At 71.4% G+C, this 24,488-nt stretch carries 13 protein-coding genes; 5 read left to right on the top strand and 8 right to left on the bottom strand.

Annotated elements, in window-relative coordinates; genetic code table 11:
- Positions 1-12: 12 nt before the first annotated feature.
- A complete protein-coding gene (locus WME95_RS30375) occupies positions 13-1,254 on the bottom strand; it encodes a glycosyltransferase (RefSeq protein ID WP_437902835.1) in 1,242 nt (413 codons plus the stop codon).
- Positions 1,255-2,087: 833 nt separating this feature from the next.
- Positions 2,088-4,484 carry a collagen-like triple helix repeat-containing protein gene (locus WME95_RS30370; protein ID WP_437902834.1) on the bottom strand — a complete coding sequence of 799 codons (2,397 nt, stop codon included), beginning with the start codon at positions 4,482-4,484 and terminating at the stop codon, positions 2,088-2,090.
- 585 nt (positions 4,485-5,069) lie between these two features.
- Between WME95_RS30370 and WME95_RS30365 the strand changes: the two genes are divergently transcribed.
- The 5 genes from WME95_RS30365 to WME95_RS30345 all read left to right on the top strand — a co-directional run bounded on the left by WME95_RS30365 (position 5,070) and on the right by WME95_RS30345 (position 13,353).
- Positions 5,070-5,642: a GNAT family N-acetyltransferase gene (locus WME95_RS30365; protein ID WP_437902833.1), complete on the top strand. Its 573-nt coding sequence runs from the start codon at positions 5,070-5,072 to the stop codon at positions 5,640-5,642.
- Positions 5,643-6,558: 916 nt separating this feature from the next.
- Complete coding sequence (locus tag WME95_RS30360) at positions 6,559-8,148, top strand: hypothetical protein (protein WP_437902832.1); 1,590 nt, start codon at positions 6,559-6,561, stop codon at positions 8,146-8,148.
- A gap of 130 nt (positions 8,149-8,278) precedes the next feature.
- A complete protein-coding gene (locus WME95_RS30355) occupies positions 8,279-10,537 on the top strand; it encodes a hypothetical protein (RefSeq protein ID WP_437902831.1) in 2,259 nt (752 codons plus the stop codon).
- A 95-nt stretch (positions 10,538-10,632) separates the two neighbouring features.
- Positions 10,633-12,543, top strand: a complete 1,911-nt coding sequence (locus WME95_RS30350) for a HEAT repeat domain-containing protein (RefSeq protein ID WP_437902830.1) — start codon at positions 10,633-10,635, stop codon at positions 12,541-12,543.
- A 375-nt stretch (positions 12,544-12,918) separates the two neighbouring features.
- On the top strand, positions 12,919-13,353 hold the full coding sequence (locus tag WME95_RS30345) for a hypothetical protein (RefSeq protein ID WP_437902829.1): 435 nt from the start codon (positions 12,919-12,921) through the stop codon (positions 13,351-13,353).
- Positions 13,354-13,433: 80 nt separating this feature from the next.
- Here WME95_RS30345 and WME95_RS30340 read toward each other — a convergent pair whose 3' ends face one another.
- The 6 genes from WME95_RS30340 to WME95_RS30315 all read right to left on the bottom strand — a co-directional run bounded on the left by WME95_RS30340 (position 13,434) and on the right by WME95_RS30315 (position 24,473).
- A complete protein-coding gene (locus WME95_RS30340; protein WP_437542347.1) occupies positions 13,434-14,168 on the bottom strand; it encodes a DUF7873 family protein in 735 nt (244 codons plus the stop codon).
- A 107-nt stretch (positions 14,169-14,275) separates the two neighbouring features.
- Complete coding sequence (locus WME95_RS30335; protein ID WP_437902828.1) at positions 14,276-20,308, bottom strand: AAA family ATPase; 6,033 nt, start codon at positions 20,306-20,308, stop codon at positions 14,276-14,278.
- Positions 20,309-20,547: 239 nt separating this feature from the next.
- Complete coding sequence (locus tag WME95_RS30330) at positions 20,548-21,135, bottom strand: hypothetical protein (RefSeq protein WP_437902827.1); 588 nt, start codon at positions 21,133-21,135, stop codon at positions 20,548-20,550.
- Positions 21,136-21,205: 70 nt separating this feature from the next.
- On the bottom strand, positions 21,206-22,282 hold the full coding sequence (locus WME95_RS30325) for a hypothetical protein (protein WP_437902826.1): 1,077 nt from the start codon (positions 22,280-22,282) through the stop codon (positions 21,206-21,208).
- The gene (locus WME95_RS30320) at positions 22,279-23,850 is read right to left on the bottom strand and encodes a FecR domain-containing protein (RefSeq protein ID WP_437902825.1); all 1,572 of its coding nucleotides are present in this window, start codon (positions 23,848-23,850) and stop codon (positions 22,279-22,281) included. The genes WME95_RS30325 and WME95_RS30320 overlap by 4 nt, the downstream gene beginning before the upstream one ends.
- Entirely contained in the window at positions 23,826-24,473 is a 648-nt protein-coding gene (locus tag WME95_RS30315) for an RNA polymerase sigma factor (RefSeq protein ID WP_437902824.1), read from the bottom strand. Before WME95_RS30315 ends, WME95_RS30320 begins: the two co-directional genes overlap by 25 nt.
- Positions 24,474-24,488: the final 15 nt, after the last annotated feature.

Raw genomic sequence — 24,488 nt, 5'->3', positions numbered from 1 at the left:
CGGCTTGCTGGGTTATGCGCTCAGGCCTGCGAGCAGCTCGCTCGGCCGCAGCACGGCTCGCCGCTCCGACTCGCGCCGGGCGAGCAGGGTCTCGTAGATATCCATGTAGCTCGCCATCATGCGTTCGGCCGAGTAGCGCCGCAGCGCGAGCTTCCTTCCGCGCTTGCCCATCGCCGCGGACTGCACGGGATCCCCCTTGAGCGCGGCGAGCTTGGCGGCGAGCGCGCCCTCGTCGTCCGACGGCACGAGGAAGCCCGTCTCCCCGTCGGCGATCAGGGCGGGGATGCCACCCACGGCGGTCGAGACCACCGGCAACCCCGTGGCCATGGCCTCCACCATGGAGAGCGGCAGGCCCTCGGACTTCGACGACAGGACGAAGACGTCGCTCGCGGCGAGCAGCCCCGGCACGTCGTGCCGTTCGCCTGCGAAGACGACGCGGTCGCTGATGCCGAGCTCTTCGGCGAGGGCGCGCAGCGGGGCGGCTTCCGGACCGTCTCCGACCAGGAGGAGGCGCGCGTTGTCCGCGTCGCCCGACAGGATCCCCGCGGCCGCGGCCGCGCGGAGCAGGAGCGCGTGGTTCTTGACCTGCGACAGGCGCCCGACGGCCCCGGCGACCCACGCGTCCTGGGGGATCCCGAGCTCGGCCCGGACGCGGTGCCGGGCCGCGGCGTCCGGCCTGAAACGGGAGAGGTCGATTCCATTCAAGATCACATGAAGCTTCGAGCTCGGTACCTCTTTGTGCGTCAGCATGAAGTCGGCCGTGGACTGCGACACGGCCACGTGCGCGTCGGCGAGCCTGGCGGCCATGTGCCGCAGCCACGCCCTGCGCCCCTGATCGAACATGGCGCCGTGCAGCGTGTGGCACACAGGCACACGGTGCAGCCGGCCTGCGGCCGTGGCGTAGATGAGCGGCAGCTGATTGTGCGAGTGCACGATCGAGACACCGTGCTTGGCGAAGAACGCCGCGAGCTTCCCGGGGAGCTTGAGGTCGAAGCCGGAGCGCTTCGGCAGCATGTGCACCGCGACGTCGCGCTCCCGGAGCTGCGCCGCGCGCGGCCCGTCGGGGTTCGTCTCGATGCCCACGACCATCACCTCATGTCCCGCGGCGCGCTGCAGCCCGGCCAGATCCACCACGACCTGCTCGGCGCCGCCCACCTGGAAGGAGTTCAGTACGTGCGCGATCACGAGGCGGTTGTGGCGTGCTCCGGTCATCGTCGCATGCTCGGTGGTCTTCATATCGTAATCTATGCTCATGGTTCCCCTCTGGGGTGCGCTTCGGGCGAATGTGGTCCGACCTGAGAGAAACCCCTCCTTCGTGTCCGCGTCCCGAGGGGGGCAAATTACCACAGCATCCACGAAGCGAGGAGATTTCTCGGTGTGTCTCCTCGATAGGCTGGGTACCGCTGGATTGACGTGAGGGGATGTCTTCATCGGCCCGTCCGCTGACTACGTGCAATCGCGCCTGTGGCAGATGGCAACAGCTGTGACAAACAGCGTCGCGGCGGCTTCACGCGCGTGCCAGGGCGGCTCTCCCTGATCCAGGACAGCAGCGATGCCACGCCGAGATTCCGGCAGAAATGCCGGAAGCCGCGCATTTTTTTCGGAGCGTGGAAGAGTGCGACGTTCACACAGGCCACCGGTCAGGAATTCATGCGAAAAGCGTGCAAGCTGCCTCACGCGTGCCGGCGGGACATCTGCACCTCCGATGCCGCGACGGTGATGGGTGTCGTCTGTTGTGGGTGAATGTGCGTGCGATGGTGTCCCTGGTGAACGCGGGCTGCTGATCCGGCGGTGTACCGGCGGTGTAAGGGATTCAGGGGAGGGCTGCGACTGGGCCCGGCGGCGTCGCTGGCCGTGCTCCTGGGGAGCACGGGCGGACCGCGGTGGTCTGTGCAGCCGGGGCGGCAGATGGGGGACTGTGCGGTGATGGCACGGCGTGCTGCGGTGCGGCGTGCGGCGTGCGGAGAGCACCATGAGGTGCGGAGCCAGCTGTCCCCCGCCCTCGCGGTCACGGTGGACGGGCGGGGGACAGCTGCTCGAGAGATGGGCTCGTGCTCACGCGAGCATGGCCCGCCGGTCTTTCGGGATCAGCGCTCGGACAGCTCGGCGCACACGGCGAAGGTGGTCAGCGACACCGTCTGCGCCTTCTTGCCGAAGCCGCTCTCGAACACGGCGGTCGATGTCCAGCCTGCGCGGCCTTCGGTGGGGTCGAACGGCGAGTTCTCGACCACCCTGCTCGTCGCCTGGGCGCCGCCGGAGATCGAGAATCCGCCGCTGATCACGACTTCACCCGCGTCGCAGAGCGCCTTGACGTTGACGAACGCGCTCGTGGGCGACGCCTCGCGCGTCACGGAGACCACGTGGATCTTCACGAGCCCAGGCGTTCCGGCCGGCCCCTGGGGGCCACGCTCGCCCTTGGGTCCAGCGAGGCCCTGAGGACCGCGCATGCCGTCGATGCCCTTGAGGCCCTGGAGACCCTGGAGACCGACGGTCCCCGCGGGGCCCGCGGGGCCCGCGGGGCCGCGCTCGCCGCGCTCGCCCTTGGGTCCAGCGGGACCCTGCGGACCGCGCGCGCCGTCGGCGCCCTTGAGGCCCGGAGCGCCGTCAGCGCCCTTGAGGCCGTGAGCACCGTCGACGCCCTTGAGGCCCTGGAGGCCCTGGAGGCCCTGAGGACCGACGATGCCCGCGGGGCCGCGCTCGCCGCGCTCGCCCTTGGGTCCGGCCGGCCCCTGGGGACCCGCCTCGCCCTTGGGTCCCTGCGGACCGCGCGCGCCGTCAGCGCCCTTGAGGCCCGGAGCGCCGTCAGCGCCCTTGAGGCCGTGAGCGCCGTCGGCGCCCTTGAGGCCCTGGAGGCCCTGAGGACCGACGATCCCCGCGGGGCCCTGGAGGCCGCGCTCGCCGCGCTCGCCCTTGGGTCCCTGGGGACCGACCTCGCCCTTGGGTCCAGCGAGGCCCTGAGGACCGCGCGCGCCGTCAGCGCCCTTGAGGCCGTGAGCGCCGTCGGCGCCCTTGAGGCCCTGGAGGCCCTGAGGACCGACGAGCCCTGCGGGGCCCTGGAGGCCGCGCTCGCCGCGCTCGCCCTTGGGTCCCATGGGCCCCTGGGGACCGACCTCGCCCTTGGGTCCAGCGAGACCCTGAGGACCGCGCGCGCCGTCAGCGCCCTTGAGGCCGTGAGCGCCGTCGGCGCCCTTGAGGCCCTGGACGCCCTGAGGACCGACGTGCCCCGCGAGGCCCTGGGGGCCCGGCTCGCCACGCTCGCCCTTGGGCCCCGCCGGCCCCTGCGGACCGCGCGCGCCGTCAGCGCCCTTGAGGCCCTGCGGACCCATCTCGCCCTTGGGCCCCGCCGGCCCCTGCGGACCGCGCGCGCCGTCAGCGCCCTTGAGGCCCTGGGGACCCATCTCGCCCTTCGGTCCTACCGGTCCCTGGGGACCCATCTCGCCCTTGGGTCCTACCGGCCCCTGCAGACCACGCGCGCCGTCAGCGCCCTTGAGGCCCTGAGGACCGATGAGCCCCGCCGGCCCCTGAGGACCCATCTCGCCCTTGAGCCCTTGCGGACCCTGCGGACCACGCGCGCCGTCAGCGCCCTTGAGGCCCTGCGGACCGATGAGCCCCGCCGGCCCCTGAGGACCCATCTCGCCCTTGGGCCCCATGGATCCCGCGGGTCCCTGCGGACCGCGCGCGCCATCGACGCCCTTGAAGCCCTGGAGGCCCTGAGGACCGATGTGCCCCGCCGGCCCCTGAGGACCCATCTCGCCCTTGGGCCCTTGCGGACCGCGCGCGCCGTCGACGCCCTTGAAGCCCTGGAGGCCCTGAGGACCGATGAGCCCCGCGGCGCCTGCCGGCCCCTGAGGACCCATCTCGCCCTTGGGCCCTTGCGGACCGCGCGCGCCGTCGACGCCCTTGAAGCCCTGGAGGCCCTGGGGACCGATGAGCCCCGCGGCGCCTGCCGGCCCCTGAGGACCCATCTCGCCCTTGGGCCCTTGCGGACCCTGCGGACCGCGCGCGCCGTCGACGCCCTTGAAGCCCTGGAGGCCCTGGGGACCGATGAGCCCCGCGGTGCCTGCCGGCCCCTGCGGGCCCCGCTCGCCGCGCTCGCCCTTGGGCCCTTGCGGACCCCGCGCGCCGTCGACGCCCTTGAAGCCCTGGGGACCGATGAGCCCCGCGGTGCCTGCGGCGCCCGCCGGCCCCTGCGGGCCGGGCTCGCCGCGCTCACCCTTGGGCCCCTGCGGACCGCGCTCGCCCTGCGGCCCAGCGGGCCCCCGCTGCCCCATGGGCCCCTGGGGACCACGCTCCCCCTTCTGATACTGCTGTCCCACGAACCCCTTGCCCTTGCCGGGCACGTGGTGCCCGACCTCGTCGGACGCGCCGGCCTCCGCCTTGACGTCTCGCGAATCGCCGGCCCAGCTCGCGCCTGCGCTGGCCATCACCCCGGCAAACCCGGCGAGGATTCCAGCAGAAACCGCACTCGCTCGATACTTTCGCATGTGACTCCGCCTTTCTATCGATTCCGAGCGTCAATGCGCTCGATCCCGCAGACAGCCGCGTTCAGATGAGGTGGAGCCCAGCAGGCGAGTGATTCGGGCGAAGGCCGACTCCGGGACGGATCTCCGCCCGTGCCCCGCACCGACTTCTCGATGAGAGTCCCACCAATTGCCGGCACGAAAAGTCAGGGCGATTCGTCGATGCGGCACCCGACAGGCCACGCCACGACGCGGGCGTGGCCAGGTGCAGCCAGCGCTCGAAGGCTCCAGTCGCCAACCCGCTGTGTCTGGAGCGATCCTAAGTTAATGGGGGCGGTTCACCAAGCCCCTGAAGAGGGGTTGACAGCCGCGACCCCTGTCGAGCAATCGGCGTTCATTCGCGCTCGCGCCGGGGGAGGGCCGCGCCCGCATGCGAAGCCGGGGTATTTGTGGGCATCGAGCGCAGAGCAGGGCGAACGCGTGGAAAGACAGCAGCTCGCGCATGGGAGCACGCAATGGCGCGAAGGGAGCACCAACGCGAGAATCAGGAGACGGCCGCGCTCGGGACAGGAAATGGCGAACACGTGGCGGACCGGGTAAAGTCGCCGGGTGCCCGGCCTCGACACCGACGACGACGCCCTCCTCTCGACGGAGCGCCTGCGCCTCCGCCCCCACCGGCTGTCCGACGCCCCGTTCATGATGGAGCTGAACTCGGATCCCGAAGTGGTCCGCTACACAGGCGATACCGCGTTCGCGTGCGAGGACGAAGCGCGCGCGGTCGTCGCGCGGCTCGTGCGCCAGTTCGAGGACTTCCGCATGGGCCGGTTCATCGTCTCGGACCGGAAGACGGCGGAAAAGCTGGGCTGGTGCGGGCTCCGGTGGCACGACGACCTCGAGGTCGCGGACCTCGGGTACCGCTTCTTCCGCACGCACTGGGGCAAGGGCTACGCCACGGAGGCGGCCGCCGCGTGCATCCGGTACGCAGTCGAGCAGCTCCGGCTCCCACGCCTCGTCGCGCACGCGATGCTCGAGAACGTCGCGTCGGTCAGGGTCCTGGAGAAGCTAGGATTTCGCCGGACGGGACCGACCGTGTTCAAGGGGCTCGTGGCCGAAGGGTTCGAGCTCCCCCTCCACCCGCCCGCGTCCCCGGAGGGATCCGACGGAGAGCAGACACCGCGATGACGCCGGCACAGGCGACCAGCCCGGCGGCCGTCAATCACGGAAAACGCGGCGTCATCGATCGAGCCCGCCGACCCGAACGCCCCTGAAATAGGTGAGACCCGGGACTGTGGCCTAGTCCCGGGCCTCGGTTTGCCGCCATCTGCGCACACCCACACGTTTAAGGTCGAAGGTCAGTCCTTACACCGCCGTGTTCTGCCATTGAACTACCGGCCATCATGGACCGCGCGCCGGGGCGGGAGCGCCCCGGCGCCGCGCGAGGAGAGGCGACGCCTCACCACGGCGCGGGCTGGCCAGGCTGGAATTGAACCAGCATCCGACGATTCAAGCCTCCTCCCGTTCGATTGGGTGATCGGCGGCGAATGCTCGAGCCTGGAGTGAGAGCTTGAGACCATTGAACGGGCCAGCGCTGCCTCTTCCAAGTTGGGCTACCCCGCCGCGAGAGAAAATGAGGTGGCGGGGGCAGGATTCGAACCTGCGCTTGGGCGCCGAGCCCATCAAGCTGAGCTTGAGCTTCAACTTGCACTCCGCGGCCACGATATCGCTCCGCCGGCCGCGGCGCAAGCGCGGCCGGCCCTGGCCCGGCGGCGGCGCGCGTCAGGCGCGCGCCACCCCTGCACGCCTGGCTCCCGCGCATGCCGACCGCAGCCGCGCAACCGGACACGTCGGAGGAGCCCCGCCGCCTGCGAGGGCGGCGCCGCGCTCGCGCGCCTGAAGGCGCTTCGCCCCGGGCGCCTGCAGCGGCCTGGGCCCGATGCGGCCGGCGCCTGCACGGCGGCGTGGGCGCGCGCGACGGTGAGGCCTCGCGAGACCTCGTCAGAAACGCACGAGCGCCTGCGTATCTGTGGGGCGAGGGGAGACGACGCCTCGGCGACGCGCCGAGCGGCGTGGATCTCCGTTCCCGAACCAGGAGCCCGTCATGCCTACGCATCGGTTGATCTCGCTGTCCGCGTTGTTGACGTCACTCGCCGTGGCCCCCGGCTGCGCGTTCTCACCCGAAGAAACGGACGCCGAATCCACCGACGAGGACGCGGCGCCGCTCACGTTCACGGCCACCCCGGCGCTTGGATCGCCCATCCTCGTGCGTGATCCAGCGGTCGCGTCCACCGTCACGATCCAGGGCAAGCTCACGCGCCTCTCGATCGGGCGCGCATCGACCACCGGGCAGAACGGCGGAAACCGCTACTTCGTCACGGGCAGCGATCACAAGCTGCAAGAGGTCGAGATCAGCGCGACGGTCGCCGCGCAAGCCGGTGGCTTCGACGCGATCCTCGGCCGGGCGGTCGCCGTGACGGGCAGCACGTATTCTGCGCGCGGCGGCCTCGTCGCGACGCAGCTCACCGCCCCGGCGTCGGCGGTCGCCAGCCTCGCGAGCCTCGTGTCCGGGAGCACCACGGGCGACAAGCGCTGGCTCTTGATCCCGTGCTCCTTCACCGATCTGGCGAATCCGACGCCGCACACGCGCGCCTACTTCGAGGGGTTGATGGGGAATACGCGGCCGGGTCTCGGTGACTACTGGTCCACGGCGTCGCACGGCCGCCTCTCGATCGAGACCACGGTGCTCGACTGGCAGTCGATGCCGAACCCGGCGAGCTTCTACAACCTCCAGACCTCCAGCGAGAAGCTCGATGATCTCGTGAACGACTGCCTGAGCGCGGCGTTCGTCGGCGGCGCCAACGTCTTCGACTTCGACGGCTTCGCGCTCGCGTTCAGCCACAACCTGGAGAACCAGGTCGTCGCCGGCACGTTGCAGACGCCGGAGCGGACACACGGCTTCTCCGTGCTCTCGCCGGTCGAGTTCAGCCACCAGGCGAGCGTCGCGCGCGCGATGGGGGCGGGCATCGATCTCACGTATTCGGGGACGGCCGCGCTGAGGTTCGACTCCCCATGGGACGTGATGAGCCAGGGCTTCGCGCTCTCGCCGAGCGGCCTGTCGTGCAGCTCGCTCACGGCCTCGTTCGGCTGCGGCGCGGTGTTTCCGGCCGCCGAACACACGGCGCTCGCGGGCTGGCTCACGCCCTCGCAGATCCTGAGCGTCCCCACCAACTCGAGCGCCACCGCGGATCTCGATTTCGTCGGCACGCCGCCGCTGCCGGGCCACCACGGCGTGATCCGCGTGCCCATCGACGCCACGCACTACTACACCATCGAAGCGCGCAAGCAGTCTGCCTCGACGTACGACGCCGGTGTGCCGCGGAGCAGCCTCGTCATCCATCGGATGGACGTCTCGCCGCTCCCGGACGAACCGACGGCGCAGCAAATCACCGAGTCGGCGACGCGCCTGCGTCTGGTGGAGGCTCCCGCGCCGGGCGTCACGACCTGGAACGGGGGATCCCGCTTGACGGTCAGCTTCACGCCTCAAGCGACCGGCTACCGCGTGATCGTCGACCGCTTGCCGCCGCCGCCTCCTCCGCCGCCCGAGCCCGAGCCCGAGCCGGAACCTCTGGACTGCTGGGACCGTTGCCGCGGTCCCGCTTACAAGTGCGCTCAGATCTGCGGCGATACCTGAGCCGTCGCCCCTGACTCCCTCGCTCGCGGACGCCGATTCCATGCGCCGGGGTCCGCGTCCCCCCTTCTTTGCCCGGAGCAGCTCGCTCTGGTCGCGCCTCTTCACGCTCGTTCCACGAAAGGTCATCCCCATGAGAACCCGAACCCGCGTATCGATTTCATCCTTCGTCCTGGCGGCGCTCGCGACCACCAGCGGCGCGATGGCGCAGCCGTCGTGCCCGACGCCGACGGTCGTCCAGTGTCGAGATCCCGCCTACCTGGCGACGGCGTGCGGCCAGGCTTCCGTCGCGAGCGAGGCGAGCGCGTGCTCCGTGCTCATCCGCACGGCGTACGACGCGGAGATGCAGCGCCCCGACGTCAGCGTCGAGGAGGTCGCGTCGCCCGACGACCCCGAGACCACCGTCGCGGCAGGCGTGAGGCCCTACAGCTTCTTCAAGCACATGACGCAGCATTTCGAGGGGCAGTTCCTCGGCGTCGAACAGAAGAGCCAGCTCTACAACGCCGGCGGCGGATCCATCAACCTGTTCGCCGACGGCATCACCCGCACCGGGCTCGATTCGCTCCGCGCGCAACGCGAGCGCTGGCAGGCGAACGGCAACGTCGTGCAGTCGTGCACGGAGTACGTCCAGGAGCGGTTCCACGACTACACCCGCTTCCGCGATCTCGCCGACGTGTCGTTGCTGAGCGATGAAGTCCTGTTCGAACAGGCGTTCGACACGACCACGGGCATCGCGAACCGGACCTTGTACAGCAAGTCCGGAAAGAGCGCGCTCCCCGCGGTCGTGTGGCCGTCGAACGGCCAGATCGGAACGATCCTCGTCGGCGGCGTACCCAAGCCGCTCATGGATCCGAAAGCGCCGAAGAACGGCTACTTCAAGGCGTACAAGTCGCTCGCGCGCGGCAGCTTCTTCGGCCCCGCCGACGCGGCGATCCGGAGCAAGCTCCAGGCCGGGACGTCCCACCACGTGGTGAGCTGGAGCTGGCACGCGCAGATGCAAGACGCGCTGTCGGATGAACACCCGGAGACCCTTCGCTACCACGAAGATCAGCAGCAGGACTTTCTGAAGCTCACCGCCGAACGCGACAAGCTGCTCGACCTCATCGCGAAGCACGGACCGACCTTCACGTCGACGGATCACTGCGCGGGGCAGCCCGGCTGCGCGCCCGTGACGCGCGATCTGCAAGCCGAGCTCACCGCGCTCGAGGCCGCGCTCAAGGCGCAGCTTTACCAGGCGGACGCGGACGGCTGCATCGACGCCGTGAACGTCACGAAGTGCGACTGGTCCTACCGACAGCTCCGCGATCAGGTGGCGGCGTTCTATTCGAAGCACATGGAGGCCGCGTACCAGACGTGCGTCGCCAACACGGGCGCGAATTTCGCGCCGGGCTCCCCGGTTCGCAACGCCGTGAGCGTCTTCGGCGCGCCGAAGAACGACTACACGACGACGGCGGAAGACATCGAGGGCTTCGGGGCCGTCGTCAACAACTGGGTCGCGAGTCAGCCTTTCCCCAAGACGCCGGACGGAAGACCGTACATCGGCGACAGGAAGAGCGATCACGGCACGCTGGGCTCGAGCGACCTGTCGCTCGATTGGTCGTACGACACGGGCTGGGAGGTGACGGGCCTGTCGCCGCAGGCGCAGGCGTGCAGCGCCAACCTGAGCGTCGACGGCGCGTTCACGGCGGTCGGCCACGCCTACGGCACGACCGTGGAGGTGATCGACGCTGCCGCCAAGATCTACACCGAGCAACCGGCGGGCAAGGCGAAGGTCCGCCTCGAGGTCCTCGACGTCAAGATCTGGAACCGCTGGGACAACCCGTACAGCGCGGAGCTCCAGACCGGCCTCGTCAAGGAGATGAAGAGCGGGACGAAGAAGGAGTTCACGACCACGGTCTACCCGTTCGGCGTCCCGGTCACGCTCGGCGCAGGGGTCGGAATGTCCGTCGGTATGAAGATCGACGCGAAGGCGCGGATCGGCGGCGCCTGCTCGTCGACGCCGAGCGGATCCGGCATCGATCTCGCCACGATCACCGGCACTGTCACGCCCTTCGCCCAGGCCGATGCGTTCGCGTCGGCGGCGGTCGGCGTACCCGGCTTCCGCGCGGGCGTGAAATGCAACCTGGTCCTCGTGCGCGGCGAGATGCCGATCAGCGCGGGCGCCAGGATCACGATGAGCCCGAGCAGGGCCGTCACGGCGTCGCTCTCGTTCGCGGGGAAGCAGAAGTTTCGCATGCTCGACGGCAACGTGAAGGCGTTCGTCGACGGCCCGCTCTCCTTCCTCGACTCGGAGTGGACCTTGTTCTCGTGGCAAGGCCCGTCGATCGACGAGGAGATCTTCAAGTTCGAGAAGAGCAACATCCCGCTCGATCTCATCAAGAACTATCTCTGACGTTGGTCCGGGTGGGTCGGGGCTCGGCGCCGTCACGCCGGGCCTCGGCCCGAGCTTCGTCTCTCGGAGTTTGCATTCGTCGTTCAGGAGGTTGTATGTCCTCGCCCTTCGCCCAAAGGTTCCTGCGCCGTCGCCGCTCGATCGCCGTCGCCGCCGCGCTGCTCGCGCTCGGCGTCCCCGCCGCTCGCCACGCCATGCGCGCGGCGGAGCCGGTCTCCGTGACGCCGCGGGTCCATGCGCTCTCCCTGCGGTTCGAGCCGGGGTCGGTCCTCCATTATCACGTCGCCTGGTCGGGTGAGCAGCGCGGACGCCTCTTCGCCGCGGGCGTCGGCGCGACCGCGACGCATACCTCGAGCGCGACGGACATGGCGCTCGACATGGCGCTGTTCGTCGAGTCCGTGGAGGAGGACGGGGCGACGCTCGTGCTCTCGTTCACGGACGTGCTTCGCCACCGGCTCGACGTGCTCGGCACCGAAGCGTTCCCGGCGCGAGAGCACGCGACGACTGCGCTCATGGGACGGCACGCGCGGGTGCGCGTCGGCACGGACGGCGTGAGCCGGGACGTCGCCTTCGAGGCCGGCGCTCCGGACGTGTTCATGAACCTCGTCCAGTGGGTCGTCGCGCAGTCGAGCGTGTCACTCGGCCCGAGCGCCACGGGCACGTCCTGGGAGGCGAACGAGCGGGGGCCGTTCGGCGCGTCCGTCGTTCGTTACGCCCAGGACGAGCAAGATCTCACGCGGGAGCGCGTGCGTTATTCGAGCTTCGACGCCTTCTCGAACCCCGGCCCGGCGAGCCTGCGCGTGCGCGAGCTCCGGGGTGGGTCGTCGATCCGCGTGCACGGCGGCGCGATCGAGCGCGTGGAGAGCGAGGAGCGCGTCCGCGTGGACGGCCCCGACGGCGCGAGCGAGCTCGACGGGCGGGCGCGATTCGAGCTGCGGCTCGTTCGCGTGGATCGCGGTGAGGCCGCTCCGGCCGGTATCGCGTTCGACGCGCCGCACCCCGCGGGTGAGCCGATCGTCGGCGCGGATACCTTACGAGAGCTCCTCGCGCAGCGCGTCGACGGGCTCACGCGCGAACGGCTGCTCGCCGATCTCGCCCAGTTCGGCAATGGCGGCGTGATGCCGGCCCACACCCGCTGGCTCTGGCGAGCGACCGGGCTCCTCGAACGAGAGCCGACGATCGCCAGGGATCTGGCGAAGCTCGCGCTCGAGCCCGGAGCGACCGACAAGGCGCGCGTCCTCATCATGGATCTGCTCGCGTCCGCGGGCCACGAGGAGGCGCAGGCCGCGATGCGCGCGGTCCTCGCCTCACCCGCGCTCGCGCGCTCGCCGCTCCGAGCGCCGCTCGTCCAGCGCGTTTCGTTTCTCGAGGCGCCGACGAGCGAGACGGCCGATGCGGTCTGGGACGCCTTCCAGGACGGCCAGCGGCAGGGGTACGCCGACCTGGCCTATGCCAGCGCGCATGCGCTCGCCGCGGCCTCCGGCGCCGCCTCGGCGAACGGCGACGCCGCGACGGCGAACGCCCTCGTCGCGCGGCTGGGCCGCGAGATCGCGTCCGCAGAGACGCCCGAGGCGCGGGCGGCGCTGCTCGGTTCCCTCACGAACGCGCGCAGCCCCGAGGTGCTCGCGATCGCGGAGCCGTACACCGCGAGCGAGGACGCCGCCTTGCGCGAAGCCTCCGCCGAGGCGCTGCGCAGGGTCGATACGCCCGAGGCCAAGGACCTGCTCATCACCCTGGCGCGCGACACGGCCGTCGAAGTGCAGAGCACCGCCCTCGCGGCCCTGCGCGATCGAACCCTCACCGCCACGGACTGGCGTGATCTCGCGGCGGCGATGAGCGAGGGCCGATTCGGCAGCGCGCTCGACGGCACGCTGCTCACGCTGGCGACCTCTCAGGCTCAGGCCCTGCCCGAAGCCCTGGAGCTCGTCGCTCAGCTCGCGGCGCGCCCAGGGACGAGCGCGGCCATCCGGGCGCGGGCGCAGGCGATCCTGGCGGCCGCGGGATGAGCCCGGGCTGTCCCACGGTCGCGCGGGCCGCCCGCGGGCGCGCCCACGGCCCGCCTGCGTCCGATGGGGCGCCGCACGTCGAGAAATTCGGGTGAGACCCGCTGGCGCCCTTCTTGCTGAACCCCTCGCACCCGCATTCGAGAGGCGGGCCCGCAGCGCCTGGCGCTGCGCGTCCAAGCGAGGAAGGTGCTTATGGTCATCGGTCGTGATTCCGACATCGAGCGTGCGACGAACGGCGACGGCAGGGCGGCGGCGGAGCTCGTCACCGCGCTCTTACCGGTCATACGCCGGCGTGTCGCGAGCGCCCTGCTCAAGGAGGAGGCGAGCTGGGGACGGCCGGTCACCGTCGACGTCGAGGATCTCACCCAGGAGGTGTTGCTCGCGTTGTTCGCCGACGGCGGCCGCATCCTCAAGGCCTGGGCTCCCGAGCGCGGCCTCGGGTTCGACCAGTTCGTGGGCTTCGTGGCGCGTCGACATGCGCTCTCGATCCTGCGCAGCGGGCGCAAGGGCCCGCTCAACGCGCATCCGACCGACCCGGTCGATCTCGAGAACCTGCCGCCCGAGAGCCGGTGCCGCGACGCGCTTCGCTCCACCGAGACGCGCCAATCGCTCGAGCGTCTGACGCTCGAGCTGCATCGACGTCTGTCTCCCGCGGGGGTCGACATGTTCCGCCGGCTCTTCGTCGAAGAAGAGTCGGTGAGCGACATCGCCCGCACTACCGGGCGCAGCGCGGAATCGGTCTATCAATGGCGTGCCCGGATTCGAAAGGCCGCGCTCGAGGTCCGCACGTCGCTCCCGCTCGAATCGTGAAAGGCGCCATGGAGGCGAGATGGACGACTGGCCACCATGGGCTGCGCGCCGGGGCGGGAGCGGCGCGCGTCAGGCGCGCGTCAGGCGCTGAAGAGGAACCCGAGGACGGCGGCGCCGACCTTCTGCTCCTCGACCGTCTGGTTGTTCGCCTCCTCGCGGGCGAACTTGACCGCCTTTTGCAGCTTCTCGACGCGATCGAGCAGCTCGTTGATGCGCCGCGCCGGCAGCGCGCCCGAGAACTTGACCGTCTTCCAGTAACCGACGACCACGTCCTCGTGATAGACCTCCACCTGCGCCGGGTGTTTGTCCGTCGCCTCGGCCTTGACGTGGTTGCGCGGGATCTTCTTGGTCCGCGCCGTCTGCACCGGTTCCGTCGCCCAGGAGTCCGCGGAGGGATCGAACGTCCAGCTCTCCGACGCGTCGAGCACCGGCAGCTTCCTGATGAAGGTGTTCATGTCGACGAGCTGCTTCTCCAGGAAGAGCAGGTAAGTCACGGGCGCCCCCGCGAGGAGCACCTTGCCGTCGACGACCACGTCCGCGCGGGCCTTGCAGTTCGCATAGTCCTTGGTGGCCGTGACGTCGAAGAGCTCACCCAGGATGTCGGCGGTGCTCCGGATGATGTCCTCGGCCTTCGCCTGCACCCTCGTCGCCTCGGGCGGGAGCTGCTCGCCCTCCTCGTCCTTCGACCGGTAGGTGCGCGAGATCCCGGAGAGCAACGCCGGCTTCTGCAGCGCGTGGTGCGCCTCGGTGAGGCGCTGGTGGGAGCGGGCCTTGACGCCCTTCTCGATGGCGATGATCTGGTTCAAGCGAGGCATGGCGGTCTCCTAGGAGGACCACCCTATCAGAGGAGCAAAGCAGCTGTCAGCGCCGTCGCGTGAGCCTGCAATGGGCCCGGGAAGCGCTGTCGTGATCCGGTGAGCGCCTAGGCCGATGGGAGCAGCGCCCCTTCTCCTTGGCCTGCGCCCTCGGCCGCCGTCTCCGCCTCGGCCGGGCGCAAGGGGAGCTCGACGATGAACGTGGCGCCCGCGCCCGGCTTGCTCTCGACGCGGATGGTGCCGCCGTGGGAGGTGACGATCCACCGCACGATGTAGAGGCCGAGGCCGAGGCCGCCGAAGTTGCGGACGGAGACGGCGCGCTCGAAGCGCTCGAAGATCCTGGCCTGGTCGGCCTGCGCGATGCCGATGCCGTGGTCGCGGACGACGAGCAGCGCGCGGCCTTCCAGGCCGCGCACGACGACGTGAATGGGGGACCCCGCGCCGTACTTGATCGCGTTGGACAGGAGGTTGATGAGGACCTGCTCCATCCGAGAAGCATCCCAGTCCCCGATCACGGGCCCTTCCAGCTCGAGCTGGGTGCGGCAGCGGGCGTCGGTGAGCTGCTGGTGCATCCGCTCGACGACCTCGCGCGCCAGGGCCGCCAGGTCGAGGGGGGCGCGCGCGAGGGTGAGCCGGCCGGCGTTGAGGCGGGTGACGTCGAGCAGCTCGTTGACCAGGTGGGCGAGGCGCGCGATCTGGCGGCTCAGGACCTGGATCGCGGCGTCGATGCGCTCGGGGGCGATCTCGGCGCGCTGGAAGCGGGGCAGGAGCCGGGCGAGGAGGTGGGCCTGCATCTTGAGCGAGGTGAGCGGGGTCTTGAGCTCGTGCGAGGCGACGAGGAGGAACTCGTCGCGGCGCTCGATGGCCTCCTGGGCCTCGGTGAACAGGCGGCTGTTGTCGAGGGTGAGGGCGGCGCGGCTCGCCAGCTCCTGGGCCAGCCACAGGTCGGCGGGGCCGTAGGGGCGCCGTGGCGCGGTCGCCAGCAGGGTCATGACGCCGAAGCACCGGTCGCGCGCGAGGAGCGGAGCCCGGAGCAAGGAGTGAACGCCGAGCGGCTCGAGGAGGGGCGCGGCGCGGACGTCGCCCACCTCGGGGCGGCTCAGCGATGCGGCCGAGAGCGGCTGCAGCGCGTCGATCACCGCCCCTGCGAGCTCGGCAGGCACGCCCGCGGTGGCCGTGCGCTCCGGAGCGTCCGGATCGAGGCGCACGTCGACCACGCACTGGTCGGCCAGCTCGGGCACGGCGAGCTGCGCGACGCTCTCGAGGGTGGCGTCGTAGCCGAGGGCCATGAGCTTGCGGCTCGCCTCGGCGAGGAAGCGCTCGGCGAGCTCGGCGCGCTTGCGCTGGGTGATGTCGGTGGAGACGCCGCAGATCACGCCGGGCATCACGTCCTCGCCGAGCGGGAACTTGACCGACAGGTAGGTGTGCGGCCCGTCCTCCATGATCAGCTCTTCCTCGAACTCGAGCGGCTCGCCCCTGTCGAGCACCTGCCGGTCGTGCGCGTCCAGCGCCACGGCGCGCTCGGCAGGCAGGAGCTCGGCGCTTGTCTTTCCGACGATCTGATCGAGCGGCCTGCCGAGGGCGCGGCTCACCCCGCGGTTGGCGAGCAGGTGCCGGCCGTCGCGATCCTTGAGGAAGATGCACGCGGAGGAGTTGTCGATGATGGCCTGCAGCGTGGCCTGGCTCTCGCGGAGCTCGCGCTCCGCCCGGCGCCGCTCGGCGTTCTCCTGCTCGATATCGGCGTAGAGCATGGCGTTCTCGAGCGAAATGGCCGACTGCGACGCGAGCAGCTCGAGCACGGTGAGCCGCCCCGGGGTGAACGCCCCGGCCACGAGCCGGTTCTCCAGGTAGAGCACGCCGAGCAGCCGCGTCTGGCGCACGATGGGCAGGCACAGCACCGATCTCGGCTTCTTCCGCGTGAAATACTCCTCTTCGAGGAAAGGGTGCCTCCCGGCGGCGTCGTCGAGCAGCACGCGCTCATGGCTGCGGCGAACGTAGTTGAGGATGGATTGCGGCAGCGCGGCCGCCGCGGCCTCGCCCGCGTCGAGCAGCCGCGCGGCGCCCCCGGACGCGGCGATCGCCGCCGCGGTCGACAGGCGATCTTCCCGGGCCAGGAGCACGTAGCCTTCCTCGGCGCCCGCGTGCTCGATCACCGTGCGCAGGAGCATCTCGAGCAGGCGCGGGAGCTTGAGCTCACCGGAGATGCCCTGAGAGGCCTTGACGACGGAGAGGACGTCGAACTGCTCGGCGCGCACGGCGAAGGTGACGGTGGGGGCTATTGGCTTTCGCTCGACGAGGAAGGGATACCGCTGGTCGAGCTGCTCGACCTTGGCGTGGGCGCCCCAGCGGAAGTAGGCGGCGCGCGCCTTCTGGAGGTGGGCGTCGGCGGCGGTGGTGAGGCCGCGCGCGCGGTAAAACGCCGCGGCGAGCTCGCAGGCGATGGCCTCGTGCTGGACGAAGCCGTTCTCGCGCGCCGCCGAGGCGGCCTGCTCGTAGAGCCGGGCCGCCTCCGTTTCCTGCCCGCGGAGCCGGGCGATCTCGGCGCGGACCAGGGCGTGCTTGTGGAGGTAGTTGTCGGGGCCGTTCCTGGCCCACTCGCCGAGCTGCCGCTCGCAGTCGAGCAGCCCGTCCGGCAGCTCCCGCTCCGGCGACGGCGGCGCGTCGTGCGGGCTGCGCGCGTCGTGCGCATCGCCGTCGTCGACGAGCGCCGCGAGCGCGAGCGCGCGATAATAGAAGTCCTCCGCCACGAGCGCCTGCGGTTCGCTCCTCCAGGGCCTGTCGACGATCACCCGGCGCGTCGCCTCGCACGCCTCCCCGGGGGAGCCGAGCAAGAACAGCCCCTGGGCCTTCAGGCTCCAGTAGAAGCCGAGCACGCCGCCCATGTCCCCGGGAGGCAGCCGCGCCTCGAACGCGCCGGGATCCAGCTCGGATCCATCCATCATCGGGAGCCGGGCCGGCCTGCCTCGCAGCGCCTGGACCAGCGCGTAGGCGCTCAGGAGGATGTTGTAGACGAACTCGTATCCGGTCTTGCGCACGAAGCGGAGGTGCTCCTCGACCTCGCGGAGGACGTCCTCCAGCGGCTCGCCGGCGAGCAGCGGGAACAGCGGGGCCCAGATGCAGAGGAAGCACGCGTCGTTCAGGTTGCCGGTCTCGATCGCGGCGTTGAAGCCGGCGCGCGTGTAGGGATACGTCTCTCGGTAATGGCGCTTCCAGAAGATGATCAGATTGCCGAACAAGGAAGAGACCATGGCCTTCATGGCGAGGAGGTTGTCCCTCTCCACCAGGTCATGACCGAGCTTGCCGAACAGATATCCCTCCTGGTATCGCCCGTATTTCGGGCCGATCACCTTCGCGAACGCCGCGTACGCGTGCGGCGAGCTCGCGGCGTTGCCGTGCTGCAGGCTGAGCTTCACCATGCGCGCGACGACGAGGTAGTTCAGGTCCGGGTGCACGAAGTACGCGGGGACAGACACGCTCGCCAGGACGTTCATCGCGATCTTGCACGTCGGGTGCGTCATGGGAGGCAGGTGGATCAGGCCCTCGATCGCCCGGTCGCCCAGGGCCTGCCAGACGCCCTCGGTCTCCTCGGCGAGCCGCGCTCCGGTGAGCGGGATCGACAGGTCGATGTCGCAGGAGCGGAGGAACGAGAGCCCGATCTCCACCGCGCGGGCGGACTGCCCGCGGGTCACGCTGAGGGCGATGGCGAGCTCGACGGCCGCGGCTCGCTCGGCCTCGGTCCTGGCGTGGTCCGTCAGCGCTCGCAGCAGCCGCTCGGCCTCGTCGAAGCCGCCTGTGATGTACGCGGCGTGCGCGCGCTCGAAGGTCAGATCGTAGGTCAGCTCGTGCCGCGCCTCCCAGCAGCCCGGCGCGAGCAGGGAGAGGCCCGCGGCGAAGAGCGCGGCGGCGGACTGGAAGGCCGCTGCGGCCTTGGCCCTCCTGCCGGCGCGGAGGTTCAGCGCGGCGAGATCGTCGCGCTCGGCCTGGGAACGGATGAGCGCGGCGCCGCGGTTGAGGTGCCCCACGACGTCGAAGAGCGCCTCCTCGCGCTGACCCTTCAGGAGCAGCCGGCCGATGCAGAGGTGCACCTCGGCGAGCTGTCCGGCGGGGATGAGCGCGTGGGCGGCCTGCTGCACCCGGTCATGGAGGAAGCGGTAACCAGCGCCCCGGCGGAGCAGCAGCCCCTCGCGCACGGCCTCGGCGAGGGCCTCGGCGAGCTCGGCTGCAGGGCGGCGCGCGACCAGGGCGAGGATGTCGAGGTCCAGGCTGGCGCCGAGGCACGCGGCGAGCTTGAGCGCGTCCTGCGTCGGGACGGGGAGCCGCTTCAGCTTGCCCACCATCAGCTCGACGACGTTGTCGGTGAACCCCTTGCCGCGGATCGCGGCGATGTCCCAGCGAAAGGCGCCGGCCTTCGCGTCGAAGGTGATGAGGCCTTCCTGGTGCAGCTCGAAGAGGAACTGGATCGCGAAGAAGGGGTTGCCGCCGGTCTTCTCGTGGACGAGCCGCGCGAGCGGCTCGGAGCGCTCGGCCGCGGCGTGGACCGTCCCCGCGACGAGCGCCCCGACGTCGGAGGCGGAGAGCGGCGCGAGGACGAGGTCGCTGAACGTCGCGCCGCGCTTCCGCGCGTCGGCCAGCATGAGCGGCAGCGGGTGCGCCGGGCCGACCTCGTTGTCGCGGTAAGCGCCGATGAGCAGGAGGTGCTCGGTCTCGGTGTAGGTGATGAGCTGCTCGAGCAGCTGGAGGCTGCCGGCGTCGGCCCACTGGAGATCGTCGAGGAAGAGCACCATGGGGTGCTCCTTCTGGACGCACGCCGCCACGAAGCGCTGGAGCGTCGCGTGGAAGCGGTGCCGGGCCTCGACGCCTGGGAGCTCCGGCACGGGCGGCTGCGGGCCGAGGAGCAGCGCGAGCTCGGGGAGCACGTCGGCGAGCAGCGCGCCGGTCGCGCCGACGGCCTCCCGGAGGCGCTCTCGCCAGCGCTCGAGCTCCTCGTCGCTCAGGCACAGGATCTCCCGCAGGAGCGCCCGGAACGCCTGGAGGAAGGCGTGGTAAGGGACGTCGCGCCTCAGCTGCTCGAACTTGCCGGAGAGGAAGAAGCCTCGCTCGCGCACCACCGGCCCGCGCAGCTCGGCGACGAGCGACGACTTGCCGACACCCGAGTAGCCCGACACGAGGACGAGCTCGGGGCGGCCATTCGCGACCACGCGCTCGAACGCGGCGAGCAGGGCCCCTAGCTCGCGCTCGCGGCCGTAGAGCCGCTGCGGGATCTGGAACCGATCGGAGAGATCGCGCTCACCGAGCGGGAAGGGCGGAATCGCCCCGCTCGCTCGCCACCTGGCGAAGCACTCGTCGAGGTCGCGCTGCAGGCCGAGCGCGCTCTGGTAGCGATCTTCGGCGGACTTGGAGAGCAGCTTGAGGACGACCGCCGACAGCTGCGGGGGAATCGAGGGGACGAGCGCGTGGGGCGGGGATGGGTGGAGGGCGACATGGCAATACACCCATTCCACGGGATCGCTCGCCTGGAAGGGCAAGGCGCCGGTCAGCAGCTCGTAAAAGGTGACGCCGAGGGAGTACAGGTCGGTCCGCTCATCGGTGGAGCGGTTCATCCGGCCCGTCTGCTCGGGCGCCATGTACGCCAGCGTCCCCGCGATGAGCCCGTCATGGGAGACGTCGTGGCATTCGCGGGGCGAGAGGCAGGCGATCCCGAGATCGGTGATCTTCACCTCCCCGGTGTCGGGGTTGTAGAGCAGGTTCTGGGGCTTGATGTCCCTGTGGATGACGCGGTGTCGATGCAGCTCGGCGAGCGCGCCGGAGAGGCGGAGAGCGAGGGGGAAGAAGCGCTCGAGCGGCGTCGGCCCCTGGATGAGCCGGTCGAGCGAGCGGCCGCCGAAGTCCTCTAGGACCAGCGTCATCTGATCCCGGAACGCCTCGATCCCGTGGGCCTTGACGATGGCCGTCGAGTCGAGCTTCCTGGCGACGTCGTGCTCGTGGCGCAGCCGCCCGAGGGCGCGCGGGCTCGCGTGGTCGCGCCGCAGGACCTTGAGCACCACCGGCCGGCCGTCCTCCTCGCGCCGGGCTCGGTAGAGGATCGTCTCGGGCCCGTCGTGCAGGACCTCGATCACGAGGTAGCGTGGACTATCGGCCATAGGAGGGTCTTCGAAGGCCGATGCGGCGGCCTCCGAGGCGTCGAGCGTCGGTGCATGTTGCCAAAACCGCCGCGCTCCGCCATGGAAAATGGCGGAGCGCCCTCGCGTCCGCTCGCCTGCGGTGACGAGGGGGAAGAGCGGGAATTCGCCGAGGATCCTCCGACGCCTGCCGCGCGGGCACGCTGCGCTGTTTCCGTTTCCACCGGCGCCCGGCGGCCAGCCGTCGTGCGACCGCGGCGCTATGTCCCGCAGCGCTGGACCGTGTAATCGCCGTCGACCGGCCAGTTCTCGTCGCCCGCGCCGCGCACCTTCACGAACAGCGAGGTCTCGTCGCTGCTGACGATCTCGAGCGTGCCCTGATGGCCGGGGCCCGAGCCGCCCGCGCCACCGCAACCGGAGAAGACCACAGTTTTGGAGAAGGGGATGTGCATGGCGGAGAGATCGATGAGACCTGGCTCGTTGAGCTCGGGCGGAATCATCAGGATGAATTGCCAGGTACCTGCCTTGTCACAGTCGACGCCGGCCTCGAGATCGAGCACGGGCTGGGCGCACTGCTCGACAGCGTTGCTGAAGTACAGGACGAGCGCGTCCGGGGCCTCCCAGGGCGGTGGACTGCTCGTGAAGTAGACGGAGCCGGGGACCACATCGCTGCCTCGCAGCGCGATGGCGTGGACGGCCGAGGTGCCGTCGTCCTCGTCGTCCACATCCTCATCGGCGTCGGGCACGCCGGGGTCCGAGGGGCCATCCCAACCCCCATTTTGAATGGGATTGAAGACGATCTCCTCACATCCGCTGTTCATCACCGCCATCGCTCCGAGGACCATCATCCATCGTTTCATTCGAACGACCTCCAGGCCAGGCTCCAGAGGTGAAGTCCTTCCGGCGCGTGAGGGCGGCTCATAAAAACAGATCGATCTCGATGCCGGCTGAAGAGAGGATGAACGGTTTGCCCCAGGTGGCTGTCTCTCGCTCGACGAACCGGACGGAGACACCCTCGACGAGCACGCTGGCGACGGCGTCGGCGCGCAGCCGGAACGTGGGGGTCAGGGTGAAGGAGAGGCCGGCGCCCGCGAAGGGGCTGGCGGTCACCGCGGCGGATGCGCTCGAGCGGAAGCCTTTGCTGGCCACCCCCGTGCTCCAGAGCAGCACGGCAGAGAAGCCGAGATCCGCCGAGGCCGCCCACGGGCTGTCGCGCGGGGCCAGCTGGAAGCGAGCGCCTCCACCGGCGAGCAGGACGGAGAGCTCGGCGGTGCCTTGCGATCGCTCGATCTGGTGGGAGCTCACCGGAATCGCGGCGAACGCGATCGCGCCTACGTTCTCGCTCGGCAGCCAGGAGAGGCCGACGTCGATGCTGACCGCCGCGCCGAAGCCGCCTGGGCTCAGCAGCACACCGGGAGCGAGCGAGAGGCGGAGCGCCGGCGACGGACTCTGGGCCGGCGCGGGCAGCGTGTCCGGCGCGCGGACCCGCAGCTTCTCGCGGATCTCGGGCGTCGCGGGCACCTCTCCGGGCGGGGGCGCGGGCAGGCCGGCCTCGAGGAGGCTGGCGCGCAGGAGCTCGACGGCGCGGAGCGCGAGCGCCGCGTCGCGGTCGGGCGTGCCGTCGTCGTCCGCCATCTCGCGGAGGACGGTCTTGCCGGTCACCCGATCGGCGATCCAGATCTCGACGCCGCGCTCGGAGGGGACGGCGCGGATCGCGGCGATGGCGCCCACCTCCCGCGCCGAGGCCTCGAGGGACGCGCGCGACGCCGGCTCGGCCGCGGGGTCGAGGCGCTCCGCCCGGAGGCCCAGCGACTCGATCTCGGCCACGATCCGCAGGCCGAAGCGATCGCCCGGGGCGCAGAGGACAGCGATGGTCGAGGCGGCCTCGGTCCGGGTCTCGCCGGCGCGCGCGCCCTCCGCGAGCGCGGCCCCTGCCGCCAGAGTGGCCCCGGCGAGGAAGGCGAGGAAGAGGGGCGTCGCGGCGCGGCGTCTCACGGCGAGGGAGGCTCGGCGGCAGGGCCCGGCGCGCCGGGCGAGCCTCCGGGGGGGACGGGCGTGGCAGGAGAGCCTCCGGGGGGGACCGCCTTCGATCCGCGCGCGAGCACGTGCTTCGCGTACCCCGCGTGCGAGCCGCTCGGATGAGCGGCGAGGTACTGCTCGGCCGCCCTTCGGGCGCCCGCCTCGTCGCCCCGCCTGTCCTCCGCCTCGACGAGGCGCCCCGCGGCATCGGCGGCGAACGCGCCCGCCGGCTGCTCGCGCAGGTACCGGGCGAACCAGCGCGCGGCGGCCGCGTGGTCCTTGCTCTGGTCCTGGGCGATCCTCCCCAGCATGAACGCCGCCGACGCGGCCTCGGGCGAGCTGGGGAACCGGGCGCGGAGAGACGCGAAGGCCTGGGCGGCGCGCGCCGGGCTCCCGCCGAGCCGGGCCGCGTCGCCGAGCGCGTGCAGATCGCTCGCGCCCGCGGCGTCGCAGAGCGCGTCGAAGCCCGCGCCCTCCGCGGCGGCCAGGGCGTCCCTGTACCTGGCCTCGAGGGCCAGGGCGCGCCACGACGGCGTCTCTCGGCGCGCGGGCAGGGGAGAGACCGAGCCCTCGCCGCCTGCTTGCCCTTGCAGCGCGGCCGCCCCGGCGCCCGGTGCGCGGGCGGTCGCCGGCGGCCCGCTCGTCGAGGTCGCAGCCGCGCCCGGAGCGGCTTCGCTCGGGGCAGGCGCGCCCGGAGCGGCTTCGCTCGGGGCAGGCGCGCCTGGAGCGGCTTCGCTCGGGGCAGGCGCGCCTGGATGGGCCGCGCTCGTGGCAGCCGCGCCGGGCGGGGTCGCCGTCGATGGGGGGCCGGCGGCAGCGTCGATCGCGCCGACCTCGAGGGTGTTCGTCGCGGGCGAGATGGTGAGCCGCTCGCCGGCGCGGACGGCGCGCGAATCGCCCACGACCGGCCCGGAGACCGTGATCGCCCCCTCGTGCAGCGCGACAACGAGCTGCTCGGTCACCGGGTCCCACCGGATCTCGAAGCGCGTCCCGATCACGTGGACCTGGAACGGCCCGACCCGCACCGTCCAGCGCGCGCCCTCGCGGTGGACGACCGAGAGATCGAGCGCGCCTCGCTCGAGGGAGAGCTCCGCGCCGTCTGCGCCCACCGAGGCGACGCGGGCGCGCCCCCCAGGCGCGAGGCGCAGCAGCGAGCCGTCGGAGAACCGGATCGGCAGCTCCGCCGTGGCCGGCGCGGCGATCCACGCGCCGACGACCCCTGGCTCGGCCGCCCCGAGCGCGAAGCGCATCGGAGCGCGGGGGCGCGCCACGAGCGCGATCACGAGCGCGGCGGCGAGCAGGGCCACCGCCGCCAGCGAGGCGGCGAGCCGCACCGCGAACGGCCTTCCAGGCCTCGTCCGCCGCCAGGAAGACTCACGGCGGGGCCGCTCTCCGCGCCCGGCCGGCTCCGCATCGGGCACCGGCGCCGCCGCGAGCAGCCGCGCCCGCCCGCGCTCGCGATCGAGCCGCGCCGCGGGCATCCGGTCCTGAAGCTCGGCCACGCGCCGCCCCAGGGTGGTCAGCGGGCGCTCGGATTGCCCCACCGGGTACCTCCATCGAGCCACGCCTCGAGCGCGGGCTGCTTGCGCGCTTCGGCCTCGAAGCGGGCGCCGGCGCGGGCGAGCCGCCGCTTGATCGTCGCGAGCGAGGTGTCGCACGCCGCGGCGACCTCGGTGAGCTCCATGCCGTCGATGAACCGGAGCGCGAAGGCGATCCGCTCGTCCACCGGGAGCGCGTCGAGGACCGCGTAGGTCGCGCGCAACGCGTCCAGCACGTCGCCCGACGCCGCGCCGGACTCGACCTCGGGCAGCTCCTCGCTGGGCAGGAACCAGAGCCAGCTGCGCCGCTTCCTGCGGGTGATCGACGTGCGCGCCACGTGCACCGCGATCATCGTGAGCCAGCCCTTGAGGGCGCTCGGGTCCTCCAGGCCCGGCAGCGAGCCGAGCGCGCGGACGAAGACGTCGTGGTGCAGGTCGGCCAGGTCGTGGCTGAAGCCGAGGAGCCGGTAGAGCACCCGGTGGACGTGATCCGCGAACCGGTCGTAGAGGGCGGCGCGCGCCCCGGGGTCGCCCCGCCGGAACGCGTGCACGAGGGTCGCGTCGTCGCCAGCGAAGGCCCGCTTCGGGGCGGGCGGCGGCGGTCGGACGAGCTTCAAGGGGCGGGTCAAACGGGGCTCCTCTGC

Origin of the sequence: Sorangium sp. So ce327 (assembly GCF_051530205.1) — a bacterium.
GTDB lineage: Bacteria > Myxococcota_A > Polyangia > Polyangiales > Polyangiaceae > Sorangium > Sorangium cellulosum_B.
This window is presented reverse-complemented; position numbering and strand designations above follow the sequence as displayed.